This window comes from Enterococcus spodopteracolus, assembly GCF_030441955.1.
GTDB classification, from domain to species: Bacteria; Bacillota; Bacilli; order Lactobacillales; family Enterococcaceae; genus Enterococcus_B; species Enterococcus_B spodopteracolus.
Genome location: NZ_JARJHD010000022.1, coordinates 1 through 15,087 on the forward strand (window position 1 = coordinate 1; position 15,087 = coordinate 15,087).

General features: G+C 41.6%; 16 protein-coding genes and 1 pseudogene. All 17 read right to left on the reverse strand.

Annotated elements, in window-relative coordinates:
* Positions 1-196 (reverse strand): annotated as a pseudogene (locus tag P3R27_RS13520) (phage tail protein); the annotation flags it as partial.
* Positions 193-4,989 (reverse strand): tape measure protein, encoded by a 4,797-nt coding sequence (locus P3R27_RS13525; protein ID WP_301357412.1) that lies wholly within the window; start codon positions 4,987-4,989, stop codon positions 193-195. The gene P3R27_RS13525 and the pseudogene P3R27_RS13520, both read right to left, overlap by 4 nt.
* On the reverse strand, positions 4,976-5,563 hold the full coding sequence (locus P3R27_RS13530; protein WP_301357414.1) for a Gp15 family bacteriophage protein: 588 nt from the start codon (positions 5,561-5,563) through the stop codon (positions 4,976-4,978). The genes P3R27_RS13525 and P3R27_RS13530 overlap by 14 nt, the downstream gene beginning before the upstream one ends.
* A 4-nt stretch (positions 5,564-5,567) precedes the next feature.
* Positions 5,568-5,948 carry a hypothetical protein gene (locus P3R27_RS13535; RefSeq protein ID WP_301359731.1) on the reverse strand — a complete coding sequence of 127 codons (381 nt, stop codon included), beginning with the start codon at positions 5,946-5,948 and terminating at the stop codon, positions 5,568-5,570.
* A gap of 54 nt (positions 5,949-6,002) precedes the next feature.
* Entirely contained in the window at positions 6,003-6,521 is a 519-nt protein-coding gene (locus tag P3R27_RS13540) for a phage tail tube protein (protein ID WP_206854799.1), read from the reverse strand.
* Positions 6,521-6,919 (reverse strand): phage tail terminator protein, encoded by a 399-nt coding sequence (locus tag P3R27_RS13545; RefSeq protein ID WP_301357354.1) that lies wholly within the window; start codon positions 6,917-6,919, stop codon positions 6,521-6,523. Before P3R27_RS13545 ends, P3R27_RS13540 begins: the two co-directional genes overlap by 1 nt.
* Positions 6,919-7,284 carry a minor capsid protein gene (locus P3R27_RS13550; protein WP_023520362.1) on the reverse strand — a complete coding sequence of 122 codons (366 nt, stop codon included), beginning with the start codon at positions 7,282-7,284 and terminating at the stop codon, positions 6,919-6,921. The genes P3R27_RS13545 and P3R27_RS13550 overlap by 1 nt, the downstream gene beginning before the upstream one ends.
* Positions 7,284-7,619 carry a putative minor capsid protein gene (locus P3R27_RS13555; protein WP_206854807.1) on the reverse strand — a complete coding sequence of 112 codons (336 nt, stop codon included), beginning with the start codon at positions 7,617-7,619 and terminating at the stop codon, positions 7,284-7,286. The genes P3R27_RS13550 and P3R27_RS13555 overlap by 1 nt, the downstream gene beginning before the upstream one ends.
* Positions 7,616-8,071 (reverse strand): head-tail connector protein, encoded by a 456-nt coding sequence (locus tag P3R27_RS13560; protein ID WP_301357357.1) that lies wholly within the window; start codon positions 8,069-8,071, stop codon positions 7,616-7,618. Before P3R27_RS13560 ends, P3R27_RS13555 begins: the two co-directional genes overlap by 4 nt.
* Before the next feature lie 29 nt (positions 8,072-8,100).
* On the reverse strand, positions 8,101-8,265 hold the full coding sequence (locus P3R27_RS13565) for a HeH/LEM domain-containing protein (protein ID WP_301357350.1): 165 nt from the start codon (positions 8,263-8,265) through the stop codon (positions 8,101-8,103).
* Positions 8,262-9,149, reverse strand: a complete 888-nt coding sequence (locus tag P3R27_RS13570; RefSeq protein WP_071866039.1) for a capsid protein — start codon at positions 9,147-9,149, stop codon at positions 8,262-8,264. Before P3R27_RS13570 ends, P3R27_RS13565 begins: the two co-directional genes overlap by 4 nt.
* 14 nt (positions 9,150-9,163) lie before the next feature.
* Positions 9,164-9,754 (reverse strand): phage scaffolding protein, encoded by a 591-nt coding sequence (locus P3R27_RS13575; protein WP_071866038.1) that lies wholly within the window; start codon positions 9,752-9,754, stop codon positions 9,164-9,166.
* A 197-nt stretch (positions 9,755-9,951) separates the two neighbouring features.
* A complete protein-coding gene (locus P3R27_RS13580; protein WP_301357360.1) occupies positions 9,952-11,100 on the reverse strand; it encodes a phage minor capsid protein in 1,149 nt (382 codons plus the stop codon).
* Positions 11,101-11,104: 4 nt separating this feature from the next.
* Positions 11,105-12,643: a phage portal protein gene (locus tag P3R27_RS13585; protein WP_301357361.1), complete on the reverse strand. Its 1,539-nt coding sequence runs from the start codon at positions 12,641-12,643 to the stop codon at positions 11,105-11,107.
* 14 nt (positions 12,644-12,657) lie between these two features.
* A complete protein-coding gene (locus tag P3R27_RS13590) occupies positions 12,658-13,953 on the reverse strand; it encodes a PBSX family phage terminase large subunit (RefSeq protein WP_301357362.1) in 1,296 nt (431 codons plus the stop codon).
* Positions 13,928-14,776, reverse strand: a complete 849-nt coding sequence (gene terS, locus P3R27_RS13595) for a phage terminase small subunit (RefSeq protein WP_301357363.1) — start codon at positions 14,774-14,776, stop codon at positions 13,928-13,930. The genes P3R27_RS13590 and terS overlap by 26 nt, the downstream gene beginning before the upstream one ends.
* Positions 14,777-14,824: 48 nt before the next feature.
* On the reverse strand, positions 14,825-15,031 hold the full coding sequence (locus P3R27_RS13600; RefSeq protein WP_301357364.1) for a hypothetical protein: 207 nt from the start codon (positions 15,029-15,031) through the stop codon (positions 14,825-14,827).
* Positions 15,032-15,087 lie beyond the last annotated feature (56 nt).

Here is a 15,087-nt window from a genome sequence, read left to right on the forward strand (position 1 = left end):
TTAATTCCATCGGAAATGTTTTGATGATATCTTTTTCTCGTTCATTGTCGTAAATGATTGCCCCTTGTCGACCATCGACCTCATCAAATCGCAAATCTGATTCAGGAATCGTCAACTCCATCTCATTCAGGAGATAGAGGTTCTTGTCAATCGACTTATGGCCATTAAATTCAAAATAGGGTTGTACAGCTTTCACTCTAATCTCCTCCTCATTTCATCTGCCGTGTGTTCTGCGAGTAATTCCGACAATTCAGCAATATCTAATTTGTCATTGATTGTAATCTCATCAAAATGAATATCGATATGCGGTGTATTATGGATCGTTTGGGTGGTGGTTTTTGTCTCGCTCTTAACTGCTGGTAACGACAATCCAAACCCAGCATTACCGGCAATCGCCACCGACTCAGCTTGAATATTCGGCAAGACAAGCTGGGCACCTAAATCCTCAATGGCATCTAACGCTAAATGCTTGAATCGCTCAATCCCTTCACCAATACCAGCAGGAATCCACCGTCCCACATCCATCTCCATCACTTTGGATGGTGAGTTGATATCTAAAGCTCTTTGCATCGTTTGTGCCACTTGATTAGCGATGGAAGCTGCAGTGCTAAGAACGTGAGCTTGCCCGGCAATTAATCCATTGTTTAAACCGATCATAGAGTTTTGACCGATGCGATAAAATTGATCAGGCAAATGACTCATCTGATCCGGCATGCGCTGCGCACCATTACGGATTGTGTCGTTCGCATCTCGCATCCCATCACTGTAGGCTTGATTTGATTCACGCATGATTGCTGTGGCAATCTTAGGAAGACTTTGTAAAGTTTTATCTATTTCCTTAGTCAGTTTTTCAAAAACTTCCTGCATTTTTTTAGATCCCTCATTGGATATTTTGACCATCTCTTCCGTCATTTTATTGATTTCAGAAACTGCCTGAGGGGCGGTATCAGCGATACCTTGGCTTGTACCTTTACCTACCTTTTCTCCATGTTTTTGGTATTCTTGTTGATTCATGTGTGTGGAAATTTCATTCCCTGGTACTAGTGCAATTTCTTTCGCTGCTTTTTGGACAGCTCCTTGACTATCCGTTATTCCTTTGGCAGATCCGGCACCAACATCTTGACCATTTTTATTGTAGTTACTAGCAGTCATTTCGTTGTTTAAAATATTTTCTGGAACCATCGCAATCTCTTTTGCTGCAGATTCTACTTGTGGTTTTCCTTCACGTACACCTTGACTTGTGCCTTCACCAACAGGATGCCCCAGAGAAATATATTTATCGATCCCCACGGTTTCTCTAATCGTTTGTTCCGGAACATTAGCTACTTCTTTAGAAGCTTCTTCTACTGAAGTAATATTATCTAAAATTCCTTGCCCAAATTTTGTTGGTGGTGCTGCACCCATTGAGGCATAGTCTGTTTGTTCTAGTTGAGGGCCCATCACTCTCTCTGGCGTTTGAGCAACTTCCTTTGCTGCTTCCTCTACTTTGGGGGTTGCTTCTACCATCCCATCCCCAATTTCTTCGACAGGTTGACGTCCCCACTGTGCAAAATCTCGACCCTCTGTTCCTCTGCGTAAAGATGCCTCACTTTTTTCTGGAACTAATCCAAATTTTTCAGCAACAGTTTCCGTTTCTTCACCAACGATATTTGCCATACTCGCCATCGCTTGCTTCATCGTTGCGTCCGCAGTCCCATTTAAATCACTAATGTGCTGTTGTGCTGTTTCTGGTAATTTACCTAATTCAAGATCTAAATTTTCAACAAACCACGCCGATTGTTCAGCTGACATTTTTGGTAGGTCCTCCATATGAAGACCCATTTGTTCCAGCAGGGTTTTTGTATGTTCTCCACCTAACTCCGCTAATGAACCAAGATTTAATCCCATCTCATCTACCATCTGTTGCGTTTGTAATGCACCTGCTGGACCTAATTTTTCAAGTTGCATAATAATGCCATCATCTACACCGGCCTTCGCCAAAATGGCAACATTGGTAGACCACGTTCTCATAGCTTCAGCATTTTTTTGTAGATTTTCCTTCATTTGATCCAAGCTTATCGCTTCTTGTTGTTCAATCTGCTTAAAAGCATTCCCTGATTCTTCTACCAGCTTTTTGTACATGCTATTCATAGATTCCAAGGCGGCTTGTTGTGCATCAGATAGAACATTCCATGAAGTAATCATTTGAGAATTAGCTTCTGAGACTGTCTCTGCGACTGCTCGTCTTTTCTCTTGCTCCTCCGTGTACAATTGATTTCGTTCAGATTGATTTTCAACAAGTAAACTTTGAAGTTCATCTTCCTTCTGGGACAGTCCTTCCAGCGATTCTTTGACTTTTTTCTTTCCATCCACGCCAGATTCTGAGGCTTCTTGCTCCAATCTCATACGTTCTTTGGCTACTTCAGTTAATGAGGATTCAATGTCTGCAGCTTCTTGATTCAACGTCTTTTGTCGTTCGGTTAGCCGATTGACTTCTTCCATTCCTTTAGAAGCTTCAATCCGTTTGTTTATTTCTTCTGTGGTTGCATTAAGTAGGCCTGTTTCTTCGTCGTAAGAGAGATTTAGACCAGTCACTGAATTATTCAGTTCATCAACTGTATCAGCCATCAATTTTTTATCCGCAGCCGATTTATCTTCAATTGCTGAAAGCCTTTGTAATTCAGCTGCTAAATCCTTGTTTCTTTCTGTATTCGACTCGATCACTTTTGCTTGTGACTCAAATTCTTTTGCACTGGACTGGGTTGACTTTCCGACATTATCTAGATCGTCTTTTAATCCATCTAATTCACTAGCTAATTCTTTGGTCTTTTTACGTGTATCTAAAAAATTTTTTCCCATTATGGCTGCAGCTACACCAGCTGCTCCTAAAACAGCTGCTGTACCCGCGACTACTGGATTCAATAGAATGCTAGCTGCTGCCAGTGCCTTCTTCGCTGCTGCAGAAGCACCAGCAGCAATCGCATAGGTTTTTTGGGCAGCTGCTGCACCTTTTAGTGAGGCTGCATTGGAAATGTTTGCTGCAACAACCGCTTTAGTGGTGGTGGCGTTCTGTAAGTTGAGACTGATTCCCAGTTTTGTAGCAACTGCATCAACTTTTTTAGCCATCGTCGCACCAGAAGTTGCACCGGTCAGGTATTTCAACATCTGAACATAAGATGCTGTAGCAACTGCTGCTTTCTGTACAATAAGTAGTCCACCAAATGCAGTTCCTAATCCGATAATCACGGGTGAAGCTGTCACAGCTGCGTCCTTCACAGCAATAACCCCACCGGTCATCGTATCAACAGCCGAAACAACAGGAGGGATGACACCAGCGATATTATTCAGCACACCTTCAAATGTTTTACCAAATCCTTGGATATTTTCTTTCATCGAGCCAAAACGTGTTTCTGAGAATGCCTCGTCCATAGATGCGATAATGTTTGCTGTTCCTCGGCTTGTTGCAGTAGCCATATTGGCAAACGATCCTGCCCAAGTATCGCCAGCTTGTTGCGCCATCCCAGAAACCGAGGTGAATTCATTCCCACCATCACGCATCGCCTGTTCAACCGTATCAAAAAACTCATTGGCACTAATTTCGCCATCACGCAACGCATCACGAATACTTTGCATACTCATACCAGTCGCATCTTCATAGATTTTCCAAGGATCTACTCCACGGCGAACCATACGATCCATTTGCGCCATATTAACCGTTCCGGTTGCTCGCATCTGGATCATTGCATCCATCACGTTATCCATTGTTTCTGCAGCGCCATCACCATACATGGCAACTGCATCACCCCAGATTTGATAACTTTTTGTCGATTGTTCCAGTGAGCCGTTTTGCATCACTAAACGTTGAACGGTCTGAGCCGCACTATCCAGCATGTAGTTTGTACCAACAACGACATCTCGAACGCCTTCCATACCTGCAGCCGCTTCTTCTGAACTGCCAGTTAATCGAGTCATCGTATTTTCAAAGTTATTCAAAGTATCAATACGACCAAATGCACCATCTAATGAACCTTTAGCCATCGATAGTGCTGTAGTTGCTCCTTTTGTGATCAACATCGCTGCACTTAGTTTGCCCACAGAGCCTGTTAACAAATTGGCTTTTGGCTCTGGTTGAGAAAAGGAGGTACTCATTTTAGCACCAGACTTTTCTGCTTCATCACCCAATGACGCAAGATCCTTTTTCATCGCATCAACCGCATCACTGACAGTCTTTGCTCCGTCTTTGGAACCAGCTTCTAAACTAGTCGCAATGCTCTTTCCTGCCTTAGTTGCTGATAATTCAACAGGAGGAACCATCTGCGCAGAGGACTTTTCTATTGATCCAAGAGCGCTAGCTGCTTGCTTGGAACCTGCTTCAAACGAATTACCGATGCTTCTACCTGCCTTGGGTGACGTCACTTCAATACTGGCTAACATGTTACTGCTTGATTTCCCAATACCATTTAAAGCGCTCGTCGCCTCTTTGGCACCAGATTGAAAGGAGCTACCAAGCTCTTTGCCGATTTTAGGTGCAGAAGATTCCACAGAAGAAACCAAGCTTGTGACTGATTTAACGACACTTTCATTAGCCTGATTGGCATCTTTGGCGCCAGAATCAAAGGATTCACCCATGATACGTCCTGACTTAGCTAGTTCAGTGCTCGTCGTGGCGGTTAGGTCTGCCACTCCTTTAGCCACGCTATCAGTCGCTTGATTGGCATCCTTGGCACCTGTATCAAAGTTATCACCGATTGACTTACCGGCTTTAGCTGTTGCAGATTCGGTCGTCTTTCCTAAATCATTGACCGTCTTTTCAACAGAATCTACTGCTTGATTTGCCGATTTTGCTCCTGATTCGGTATTCACACCCATGTCAGACCCGACTTTTTTCATGACATCATCGGCATTTTTACCCAGTCTGGAAAAGCCTTGTTCGACCGTGTCGATTTCTTTTGTGACCTGTTTTCCATTGACGATTATGTCGATCGTTACCTTGCCATCACTTCTGCTCATCTTCTTCACCTTCTTTCGGTAGTGCGTATGCTTGTTTCGCTTCTAACAACTGTTTCTTCGCTTTTCGTATCTCTTTTCCTTTTCCCTCCGGCAACTCTCGTTGACGGATATCAACGATGTGTTTGAAATGTGTATCACTAGGCAATCCATTGAATAATGCAATGAACTTTTCCCATCGCATCTTTCCCTGCTGTTCCAATAAATCAATCCGATAAGTTTGATAAAAGGCAGCGAAGATACTTTCAGCATCGTGCTCAAAAGAAAAAACCTCTTCTGCAATTTCTTTCATCTTTGGTTTCATGAGGTTCCCTTTCCAGTCATAGCGTGGTTTCGGGCGTTCCCATATACCAAAAGCTTCTAAGACAGACAAGAAAATCTCATTTTGTGTTTCAATGTCACATAAAAAGGAGACGCCCAATAAAATCCGCAGCCCTAAAACAATTTTTTCGGGTTCCGTCAAAACTGAATCTTTTAACAGGTCAAAAAGACGTAGCACCGTATCGAAAGAAAGATTGATCGGATAACTAACGCCTTCGATTTCCACTGTGTCTTCTAGTCGATACTGTAGTTTCATTGCTCTATCCTTCTAAGTAACGCTGCATTTTATCGAAGAATTGTTTTTTTCGTCCGCCAAGCTCTTCTCCTACCGCAGAACAAATCTCCATGTAGTACTCAGAAATCAATGTGTAGTCAGGCGAAAGCTTAAACAACTTGTTAAATGCGCCATCTCCTAAAAGCTGATCCATCACTTTTTCTAATTCTTCATGCGCCTTCCGGTCAGCTGTTTCCGGTTTGATCATCTCTTTTTTCAGTTTTTCAGTGATCTTTGCAGACTTTGTCGCATAATTTGAAACTAATTTCCAAAAGGCTTCTGCTCCTTTTTCGGATGTATCAATATAAAATGTGTGTTCGCCAATCTCAATTGGTAGTTGTGTTTTCTTCACTTGGATTTTTACCATGTTTGTTTCCCCCATTCGTTGGTATGTAAAAAAGAGAAGCGATAATCGCTCCTCTTACTTAGTCTCTTCTTTCTTGTTTGCTTTGTTGCTAACTGACGTAGAATTCAACGCTGCCTCCGAATTACTACCACCAGATCCAGGCGTGCCTTCTACTGGGGTCATATTAAAGGTAATCGTACAGCCAAATGCTTCTTCGACTTCCGCAGCACCTGATCCAGCAACGATATCTGTAACAGTGGCATGCCCGACCCATTGCTTTGTTCCATCAGAGCTAACAATTCTATGCCAAACCTTACGCCCAACACCAGTCTTCAGCTTCATATCTGCAATTAATTTCTGTGCTGGATCCGTTGACGCATAAACACCTGAGATATCGTAGGCAACTGTTACTCGATTAACGGCATTAGAATGCTCGCCATCGTAGAAAAATCGTTCGGAAGTTGAGTCTGCACTAGAATCCGAAATATCTTCAATCCCAGCTCCTAACTCTAGCCAAGCTGATTCTGATGGTGTTGCTGATGTAGTGGTAAATGGTGCAATAAAATGACCACGATTACTATTTACGTTAAACATTATTCTTCACTCTCCTGTGGTTTATTTTTAAAATATAGTTTTGCTTGGATGACCAAGCGATAATAAAAGAACTTTTGATTATCCTGGCCAACTAAAAAGGGTTCATTGGCAATCGCCAACGCCATAAATTGATAAGAATCATTTTCTGATGGGACGGACTTCACATTTTCTAAGATCTCTGACAATTGATAAATGATCCGATCGCCAGAAAAATCTTTTGTCTTTAATCGAAATTCAAAAGGCAATTCCTTAACCTTATCCCCATTCATGTACGACTTGACCGTGCGCCCTCCCGGTAAGGGAACCAACCGAATCGACTCCTCTTGATCGATGGCTTGGATAATCACTGGCACATCGATTTTGCTGGCTACTTCCTGCAGCCGATCAATAAAATCCATTATAGTTTCGCTCCAATCTTAAATGCCTGCAACCAATCACTCATGAATAACGGTTTCGCTGCTTCATCCCAAAATGGACCAGTGCCGGGCTGCTTATTCACAAATGGGATCCAAACACCAGTTACTGGATGTTTCCGACCGCCATAATATTGAGGACCGGCATATGGTGCGTCAAATATCAGCTGACTTCCCCGACCAGATACATGGCCAGTGTCACGCAAATGCATGGTGTCCCAAGGTACTACGGTTTCGTTCATGGTTTGCAGCATGCGGTTGGCCATGTTCAGCTGACCTAGTCCCAAGTTATCTTCACTAAGCTTTGATCGGACACCACTTAGATCAATGTCAATCTTGATTCCACTCATCAGACCACCTCAATTTCATAACCAAATGGCTCAGGCGAATCAGCATTCAGCGGTACAACTTTTGCGATCGTGTACTGTTTGCCAAAAATCTCAATTTGATCTGCAACTGAAAATTCTGGTAATGGTCCAGTGTATTTCTTCACCATAGAAATCAATGCATTGGGTGTTTGTACTTTCCCATCAATATCCCTCGGCTCAAACTTGACTGTGTCATCAAAGCGAACATACTCAATCACAAGCTCATCCTCAAGAATGGGTTCGCTCCTTGGCGTTAAGCCGATTTTCTTTCGATAGATCATTGTATAAGGGAAAGATCGTTTTGGCGGCATTCTCATCGACTCACTCCTCTGTACAGTAATCCAGTTCCCGATAACTGCAGCATAGCGTCCCCAGAGAGCAGAGATACTTCGTTTGTCGATGACGAACCACCTTTACCTTTAGAAACGCTCATCCGCCCAATGGACCAACTATCAGGTTCTTGCATTCCAAACGTGGTAGTGGCCTCAGCCTCATGCATGTACTCAATCTGGTAAGCAACAGCCAACTTGAATGCATTGCGACGCAATGGGATGTCAGATTCAAGATCGTTGCGTTGGTAGAAACGTCTCGTTTGGATGTCCAACAATGCACTGGCTTTTCTCAGAAGCTTTCGGAAATCTTTTTCAGTCAGTTCTGTTTCTTTATCCACCAAGCGTTTATACTCTTTAAGAGACAAGTAGCCACATGGCTCTATGCTCTCCTGATCGTCAAAGATTTCGTTCAACGGCTTACGTCTTATTCGTTCCATGGTTTCACCTCCATGAAAAAAGAGAGTGGTTATTCACTCTCTTTTAACAGCTCAATTAATTCTGATTTCTTGGCAGTAGATGGATACTCAATGCCAAGATGATCTAACTCAGCTCTAAGCTCATCAACTTTCATGTCATCGATTACAAATGATTTACCTTCTACCCCAGACTTCCCCGGTTCTTCCGGGGTCATGCTTTTGGGTCATCATAAGAGATATAGATTGCTGGACGTGCTTTCTTAAGTACTAAGCAATCGTAATAATCCAACCCTTTGATGGTGTCACGGTAACCCCCTCGATCCTGTTCTGCAGGAACCAAATCAATCGTATTGTACTTCTCGATTGGCTTAGCAACGGTGATAGGTGTCATGATGAAATTAATACGCTTGTCTTCATCCACCTGTAATCGGTTTTCGGCAACTTTTTGGATGATGATATTCGTGCCATCAAGCATCTCAACACGTCGATCGATACCATTGAATTGAACAGTGTTGGTAGTAAAAGTCTTAGAGACACCATCTGCATTTTTCAATGCTTTGTATGCATCACTAGACATAAATGCTACGAATTGACCAATTACTTCCGCATCAGTCATGTATGCTTCAGCATCATCAAAGCTATCTAAAATATTTGCTTTAGTAATGGCTTCTTTGACTGTTTTCCCTTTATAAACTTCATCAGAGGTATCAAAACCAGCTTCAAGCAAACGAGCTACTGCAGTTTGATCTTTTTCAGGGATCGTAACCAATCGAGTGTGCTCTTCAATAATAGCACCTACTTGATATGCTGCATTTTCCGATTGATCTAAGCGGTCCATATCGTAACCCATCCAGCGCTCTTGCTCCAATTTCAAAGTTGATTTTTCAACCGTGATATTGTTGCGTTCGTTTTCTTTATTCCGCTTATAATCAGCAGCTGTAAAACCTTGCATCTCGTTCACCCGAACTTCTTTCACTCCGACAAAATCTTCTTCGGTAATATCTTTTGCTCCTTGGGTCAATACTTCCCATACTTGCGACTCAGCTGCAAATTCCTTATCAATTTTTGCTAAATCTTTACTATCTAAAACTACTCCCATGTTAATTCACTCTCCTAATCAGTTTTTATTTTTGCGATATTCTCGGCTAGATTATCTTTCCAGCTTTTTTCTTTAGGTGGTTCGCCACCGCCTGTATTCCCAGCAGCCACAAATTGCTTTTTCTTCGTCTGTGGTGCAGGATTGCTGGATTGAAACAAATAATCTTCGTCTTTTTTCAGTGCGGCTACTTTATCATCTAATCCCTTGACACCTTCGTCAGTCATTTCCAACTCATCTGCCTTCAACAAAGCTTTCACAGCTGTAATGTTCTTAGCCCCAGCTTGTGTTAAAGCTAATTCGATCGCAGCATTCTTACGATCTGCTAGTCTTTCAGCAGTTACGGTTTCTAACTGATTTTTATAGTCATCAATTTGTTTTTGCAGATCTTCATTTCCACTATTCGATGCTTTCAACTGCTCAACAAGCGCATTTGCGGCGGTTAAATCTTCGTTTGCCGTTTTTAGCTTTTGAGACTTATCATTAAAATCAGCTTTAGGCACAGCATTTTTCGGAAATTCTGATTTTATTTCTTTTGTCGCTCCGTCTAGATCAAACTTCCCATCCTCTCCGACGTGTTTTGATAAAATTTCTTTGATCCATTCCATGATTCATTCTCCGTTCCTTTTTATTCTGGTTGGTACCAGTTTAGAGTGTGAGTTATACCGCTCACTCGGTAGATAAACAGTTTAATGTCATATTCAGGACAAAATAAAAGCCTAGCAAGCTAGACTAAACAAACCAAAATCCTCAAACTTCAAAGCAAGACCAATTTGCTTTAATCCTTCAACCATGCTTCCTCCTTTTATGAATATACTTGCTCTCTCGAATAATCCCGGCGTAACAATTGATCATGCTCATTGATAAAAGTACGCAGTGCTGCTTGACGTCGTCTGACCAGTTGTTTGAAGTGCAGAACATCTTCTTTGTTGTCCATTGTCGTTGCTGCGTTCAATTGCCGCTTAGCACGACGAATAGCGACTTCCATGCGGCGTTGCTTGGCAACCAAGTCCGCATTGTCAATCGCTTGCTTTGGATTATACTGCTTCATGTGAATATCAAGATCCGGATCATAGATTTGGATGTACAATCGATGTCGACAATTAATACCTTGGGTTCCGTCAGGCTCACCGTATCCATAATCATAGATCGATGAAATATGACGTAATTCTTCCGGTGCATCCTCTTTACGGACAAGCAAGACCCATCCGCCTTGGATACGAGCACAGTGTGGTCGTGCAGCCATATGGCTACTCATTAGCGCTGTGACAATTCCATGCTCTAATCCTCGCTTAAGTCGTAGATCCTGATAAACTCGATGAGTTGTGGTTTTCAAAACCATCCGAACGTAGCGTTCAAGGCTCCATTCACGTCCTGATTTGTCGACAAAGGTCGTCATCACCCCTTTTTCCACCATCGCATAGATCGATTCTCTAAGCGCCTGTTGTGGCGTTTTAGTGCCGCCAATGATTTTGGCTACAGTATCGTTTAAAACTTGTTGATACATCTTAGCCAGTGGATTATTCGGATAATTAGTGTCGATCAGCGTTTGATTGACATGATTGTCGAGATCTCGCCATTGCTGATTGAGATACGACTCCATCACATTGTCGATCTCAGTTCGTGATGGCGGTTCTTTTCCAGTTTGCTTAGACAAGTTTTGGTCAAGATCTGAAATGACTTCAAACCCCATATCCACGATGATTTTACGTAGCTGATCATAAGAATACTGACTTGTTTCATTGACCAATTGCTGCAAAGATTGTTGATTCAATAAATTTAATTGATGCATCTTTTCAATTTTCCAATGAAAAGCGTTGTCCTCATTCAAAGGCGTTCGAGTTGGCATTTTCAAATGCTTGACAAGCATCCTCATGATCTCATCTTCCATCGCCATATAAGCATCTTGAATGTAAGAAGCCTCAATATCTAACTGGTTAGGTGTAATGGCCATTCAATCACTCCTCGAAGTCTTCGTATCCAGAATCTCGTATTTTACCAGTAGTCTCATCAACTACATCTAATTGCGCTTGTCGGTAAAGATCTTTTGCCTTACTTTCAGGCAACTTCATTATTTTGGCTAAAGTTAACCATCCGGGAATCAGCCCATCATTTTTCAGTTCACGATAATAATCAGATTCTGACTTTTTATCTAAGAAGATGCCATCATCAAAGTTCACACCGATCTCTTCACGATTCGGAGATTCACCACTAAATAGTGGTTTCCCATCAACTTCTGTGGCCCGGCCTAACTCACATAACGCTAGTACAACATCCCGAATGAATTCCTCTAATTCGGTTGTTTGTTGGTTCCTTGATTGATATGTTTGCGAGTTCTCGCTGATTACCTCAGTTGCCGTCTTATTCGTCGTACGTACCCCGGCACCATCGAAAACGAACGTACCAGTCGAAAGTCCCACTTCCATTTCTAGAAGACGTAACCGATGATTGATTGCTCCAATGTATTGTTCTGTTCGAATTTCATGAGTTAGATCCGTAATCTTAAAATCATCTGGTTTAGATCCGGGAATAACCACATAGAAATCATCGTTTGGGTCAAAGGTTAAATCAATATTTCCAGTCTCTTTATTGGGCACACCATCCAGCATCGATTCAGGAACAGCAACTCGGCGTTTCCCCACATCGATTTCATGATCAAATGCATCTAAAGCTTTGTTTAATCGATCGAGTGTTCGTTTACAGTTATCGTACACACCAACACCAAGTGGTGAGTATGGGTTGATATTGTTAAAACCTGCTGTCTTAAAATAAGAGAAGATTGGACGTTCAATTTCTTCACCATGAACAGCCGCCTCAAACTCTTCGTACTGCTTTAATGTGTTTAAAGATACTTGCATCCCCAACACATTAGATTTTTCACTTTCGTATAGTTCCATAGAGACCCAATACTCACCATCGATCCACTCATGGAATTCTAACAAGGTATAATAGAACGTTTTATTCCCTTGGGTTTTGATCGTTTTAAATGCCATTGCACACTGACTGATCTTATTTGTACTGCTTTCCAATGGAAAGAAGGCATCCGGGAGCGCCCATGAAAATTCCACTTGTCCTGATTGATCATTGAAATAAGGTCGCACAACTAAGCCACCAAGAGCCATTGCTGGTTCAAGATACTTACTGAGATTACGCTTGAAGTCATTATGTTGAAACACAGACTCTATCCAAGCGCTAGCTTCATCATATTTTTTTGATTTATCGTCTTTTCCGATCGTGATTTCTGCCTGTTCATTGAACATTACCTTCGCATATTCAGAAGCAACCTTGCGGGCCATATTGATATTCGCCTTTGCCCTCTGATCAGAATTACAATGGGTGTACCCTTGATAATAGAGCAAGCTGTTTTGAATACGATCATATTCTTCACGACTCATTTGAATCTTTGGATGATCTAAAATACTTTGTAGCTCTTTTTTCGCTCCTATCGCAACCGCCCCCTTTCCAAAAACTCTTTTTATTGCTTGCCAAAATGACACCTGATCACCTCCTGCTAAAGAACATAGCGTTTCGTAAAGTAATTAATCGCATAACGACATTCGTCTAATGCATGGTTGTTTTTATCCACTGGGTATCCAGAATCATTCCGAACGTACATTCCTAATTCTTTGATGAAATGATAGTGACCATACTTGCCATCATGATCGTAAAGAAAAAAGCGTCCTTTTGAAAAGGCGCTTTGCGTTCGTTCAATCCCTACTTCAATTTTAGTGCCATTGCTGGTTACTTTGTCTTTTGAGTTGTTGTCTGCTTTTGTTGTGACGATTCCTAACACACGTAATTCCTCACTCAATGACTTACAGGCTGGATCGACAAAGAATTTTGAATGCTTAGGCAGCCATGACCACTCTTTATAACACCATTCTTTAAACTGCTTAATTTCCTTGGCATACTCACTCATCGCTTTCGTGACACCCGTGTCGGCACCACTATGATAGAAGTTGGCCATTCGATAGAGATTATACTTTCCGTCTTTCCATGTAACGAGATTTAAGGAACAGGTAGTAGCATCACTTTGTCCGCCGTCTGCACTAAAGAACGCTTCTACAGACTTGCCTATAATTTCTTTTGTCATATGGATATCTTCATTAAACATTGAATAGATCACACCCTCAGGCATCACACGATCACCTAGCCAATCTCGTTTGTACAGATACTCGGAGACTTTACATTCCGCTTCCCATTCTTTCAAAGCTTGTTTCGTTAAAATAGGATTATCTTGTGGTCGCCAATGACGAAACTTAAAAGACCCAGTTTCTATAAAGGGTTTAAGAGTTTCTAGGTTCGGATGATTTGGTGCTGGCGGATTCTGTTCAGCGAGATGATAACGAAAACTAGAAGCTTTAGTCCGACGAAAAGCCTCCTCTATGACCGCTTTGTTAAGCAGATTGAATTCCAAAAAAGTGACAGTTCCAAATGACATACCAGTGATAGCGCCGACAGCATTTACTTTTCCGCCGCCTTTATAATAGATCCGCTTTTCTCCCTCTGGAAGATTGATCCATAAATGATCCCCATGCTCATCGTGTCGAATCTCAGCACAGCTGGCAAAGATATGTTCCAGTCCGAACCCTTCACAATCCATAAACATTCTGTAAGCTTGTTCTTGGTTATAAGCAAGTACAAGATGATTCGTATCGGGATGTCCTGCATAGATCAACGCCATTTTCTGCGCATCTGACATGGTTTTGCCTGAACGAATCGTTCCCTCATTCAATTCCATCCGAATTCCCTTGAGTGATTGGAAAATATTCTCTTTTTGTTTAGTCGATAGCTTCAACTGACTCATCTTGTCCACTCCCCTCGTCTTTCTTTATTGGACCAATAAGCGATTGGCCGATATCAATAAGGCCCTGTACTTTATTTTGCTCACCTTGTTTCAGAATAAGTTTAGAGACTTTATGTTCGAGAATATCCGCTTCAAAGGCTATTTTCCGTTTTTGCTCTTCCATTAATACAACTTTTCCTCCTAATAGAGATAATTCATTTAGTTGTTTAATCGATTTTGTCAACTGGTTACTAATCCGAGTTAGCGAATCTTCAATTGAAAGAATATCATCAATTTTACGGTATACTTTTCTACTTACTTGGATATCTTGCATTGCTTCACGTTTGATTTCTAGCTTTTTACCATCTTTTTCTATGGGAGTTTTTATTTTTCTTAGCTGTTGCAGCCGCTCAACTTCTTCCTCATTTAGCCCTTCTTCGGCTTTTTTGATTCTTTTCATCATCCGTAGCTGCCGAATCTTCAGTAACCGTATTTCTTCGGACAAAACAAAAGAAGGATCATCATCCAACCTTGAATAGATGTCCTTCTCGTCATCGCTTAACGTATCAAAGAATATTGTTTCATATTCGCCTGTTTTCAAAGCGTTCTTGTTTCTCTTAGGTGGTGATGCCCTTTTATTCCCTTTATTACCTACTGCATTCTTATTGCCTTCAGGCGCACCCCTATTATTTGGTTGCACCCCTAAAGTTGCACCCCCTCTTTGCCAGCCATAACGTTTCCGCCATGATTTCAAAGTATTCAGGGGAATAGAAAGCTTTTCAGATATTTCTTTATATTTCGAGCCTTCTTCATACATTCGCTTAGCTTGCTCTTTCTTATCCATACACCATATAACACCACCTCACAATTCTCAGTAATTGAGTTTTGTTTTCTATTTTTCAATGTCCTTTAACATCAGATCAGCTTCAATCAATATCTTTAAATCGGAAACTTTATCTAACTTGATTTGTCCTGACTGGAGATTTTTAAGCCATTTCCCCAAAGCTATTCGAATGATTTTCTTATACTCATCAATAGACTCTGCTTTCTCCATCGCTTTTTCAATCTCATAGTCTAAATCAAATTTTTCGTTTTCCATTGTCTAAGCACCCCGACATCTGTTATGATGCTAAAAGATACAGAGGGTATCGAAAA

Bases quoted from the DNA above. Each gene is read 5' to 3' on its own strand.
- P3R27_RS13525 (WP_301357412.1), bottom strand. From the start codon at position 4,989: ATGAGCAGAAGTGATGGCAAGGTAACGATCGACATAATCGTCAATGGA.
- P3R27_RS13530 (WP_301357414.1), bottom strand. From the start codon at position 5,563: ATGAAACTACAGTATCGACTAGAAGACACAGTGGAAATCGAAGGCGTT.
- P3R27_RS13535 (WP_301359731.1), bottom strand. From the start codon at position 5,948: ATGGTAAAAATCCAAGTGAAGAAAACACAACTACCAATTGAGATTGGC.
- P3R27_RS13540 (WP_206854799.1), bottom strand. From the start codon at position 6,521: ATGTTTAACGTAAATAGTAATCGTGGTCATTTTATTGCACCATTTACC.
- P3R27_RS13545 (WP_301357354.1), bottom strand. From the start codon at position 6,919: ATGGATTTTATTGATCGGCTGCAGGAAGTAGCCAGCAAAATCGATGTG.
- P3R27_RS13550 (WP_023520362.1), bottom strand. From the start codon at position 7,284: ATGAGTGGAATCAAGATTGACATTGATCTAAGTGGTGTCCGATCAAAG.
- P3R27_RS13555 (WP_206854807.1), bottom strand. From the start codon at position 7,619: ATGAGAATGCCGCCAAAACGATCTTTCCCTTATACAATGATCTATCGA.
- P3R27_RS13560 (WP_301357357.1), bottom strand. From the start codon at position 8,071: ATGGAACGAATAAGACGTAAGCCGTTGAACGAAATCTTTGACGATCAG.
- P3R27_RS13565 (WP_301357350.1), bottom strand. From the start codon at position 8,265: ATGACCCCGGAAGAACCGGGGAAGTCTGGGGTAGAAGGTAAATCATTT.
- P3R27_RS13570 (WP_071866039.1), bottom strand. From the start codon at position 9,149: ATGGGAGTAGTTTTAGATAGTAAAGATTTAGCAAAAATTGATAAGGAA.
- P3R27_RS13575 (WP_071866038.1), bottom strand. From the start codon at position 9,754: ATGGAATGGATCAAAGAAATTTTATCAAAACACGTCGGAGAGGATGGG.
- P3R27_RS13580 (WP_301357360.1), bottom strand. From the start codon at position 11,100: ATGGCCATTACACCTAACCAGTTAGATATTGAGGCTTCTTACATTCAA.
- P3R27_RS13590 (WP_301357362.1), bottom strand. From the start codon at position 13,953: ATGAGTCAGTTGAAGCTATCGACTAAACAAAAAGAGAATATTTTCCAA.
- terS (WP_301357363.1), bottom strand. From the start codon at position 14,776: ATGGATAAGAAAGAGCAAGCTAAGCGAATGTATGAAGAAGGCTCGAAA.
- P3R27_RS13600 (WP_301357364.1), bottom strand. From the start codon at position 15,031: ATGGAAAACGAAAAATTTGATTTAGACTATGAGATTGAAAAAGCGATG.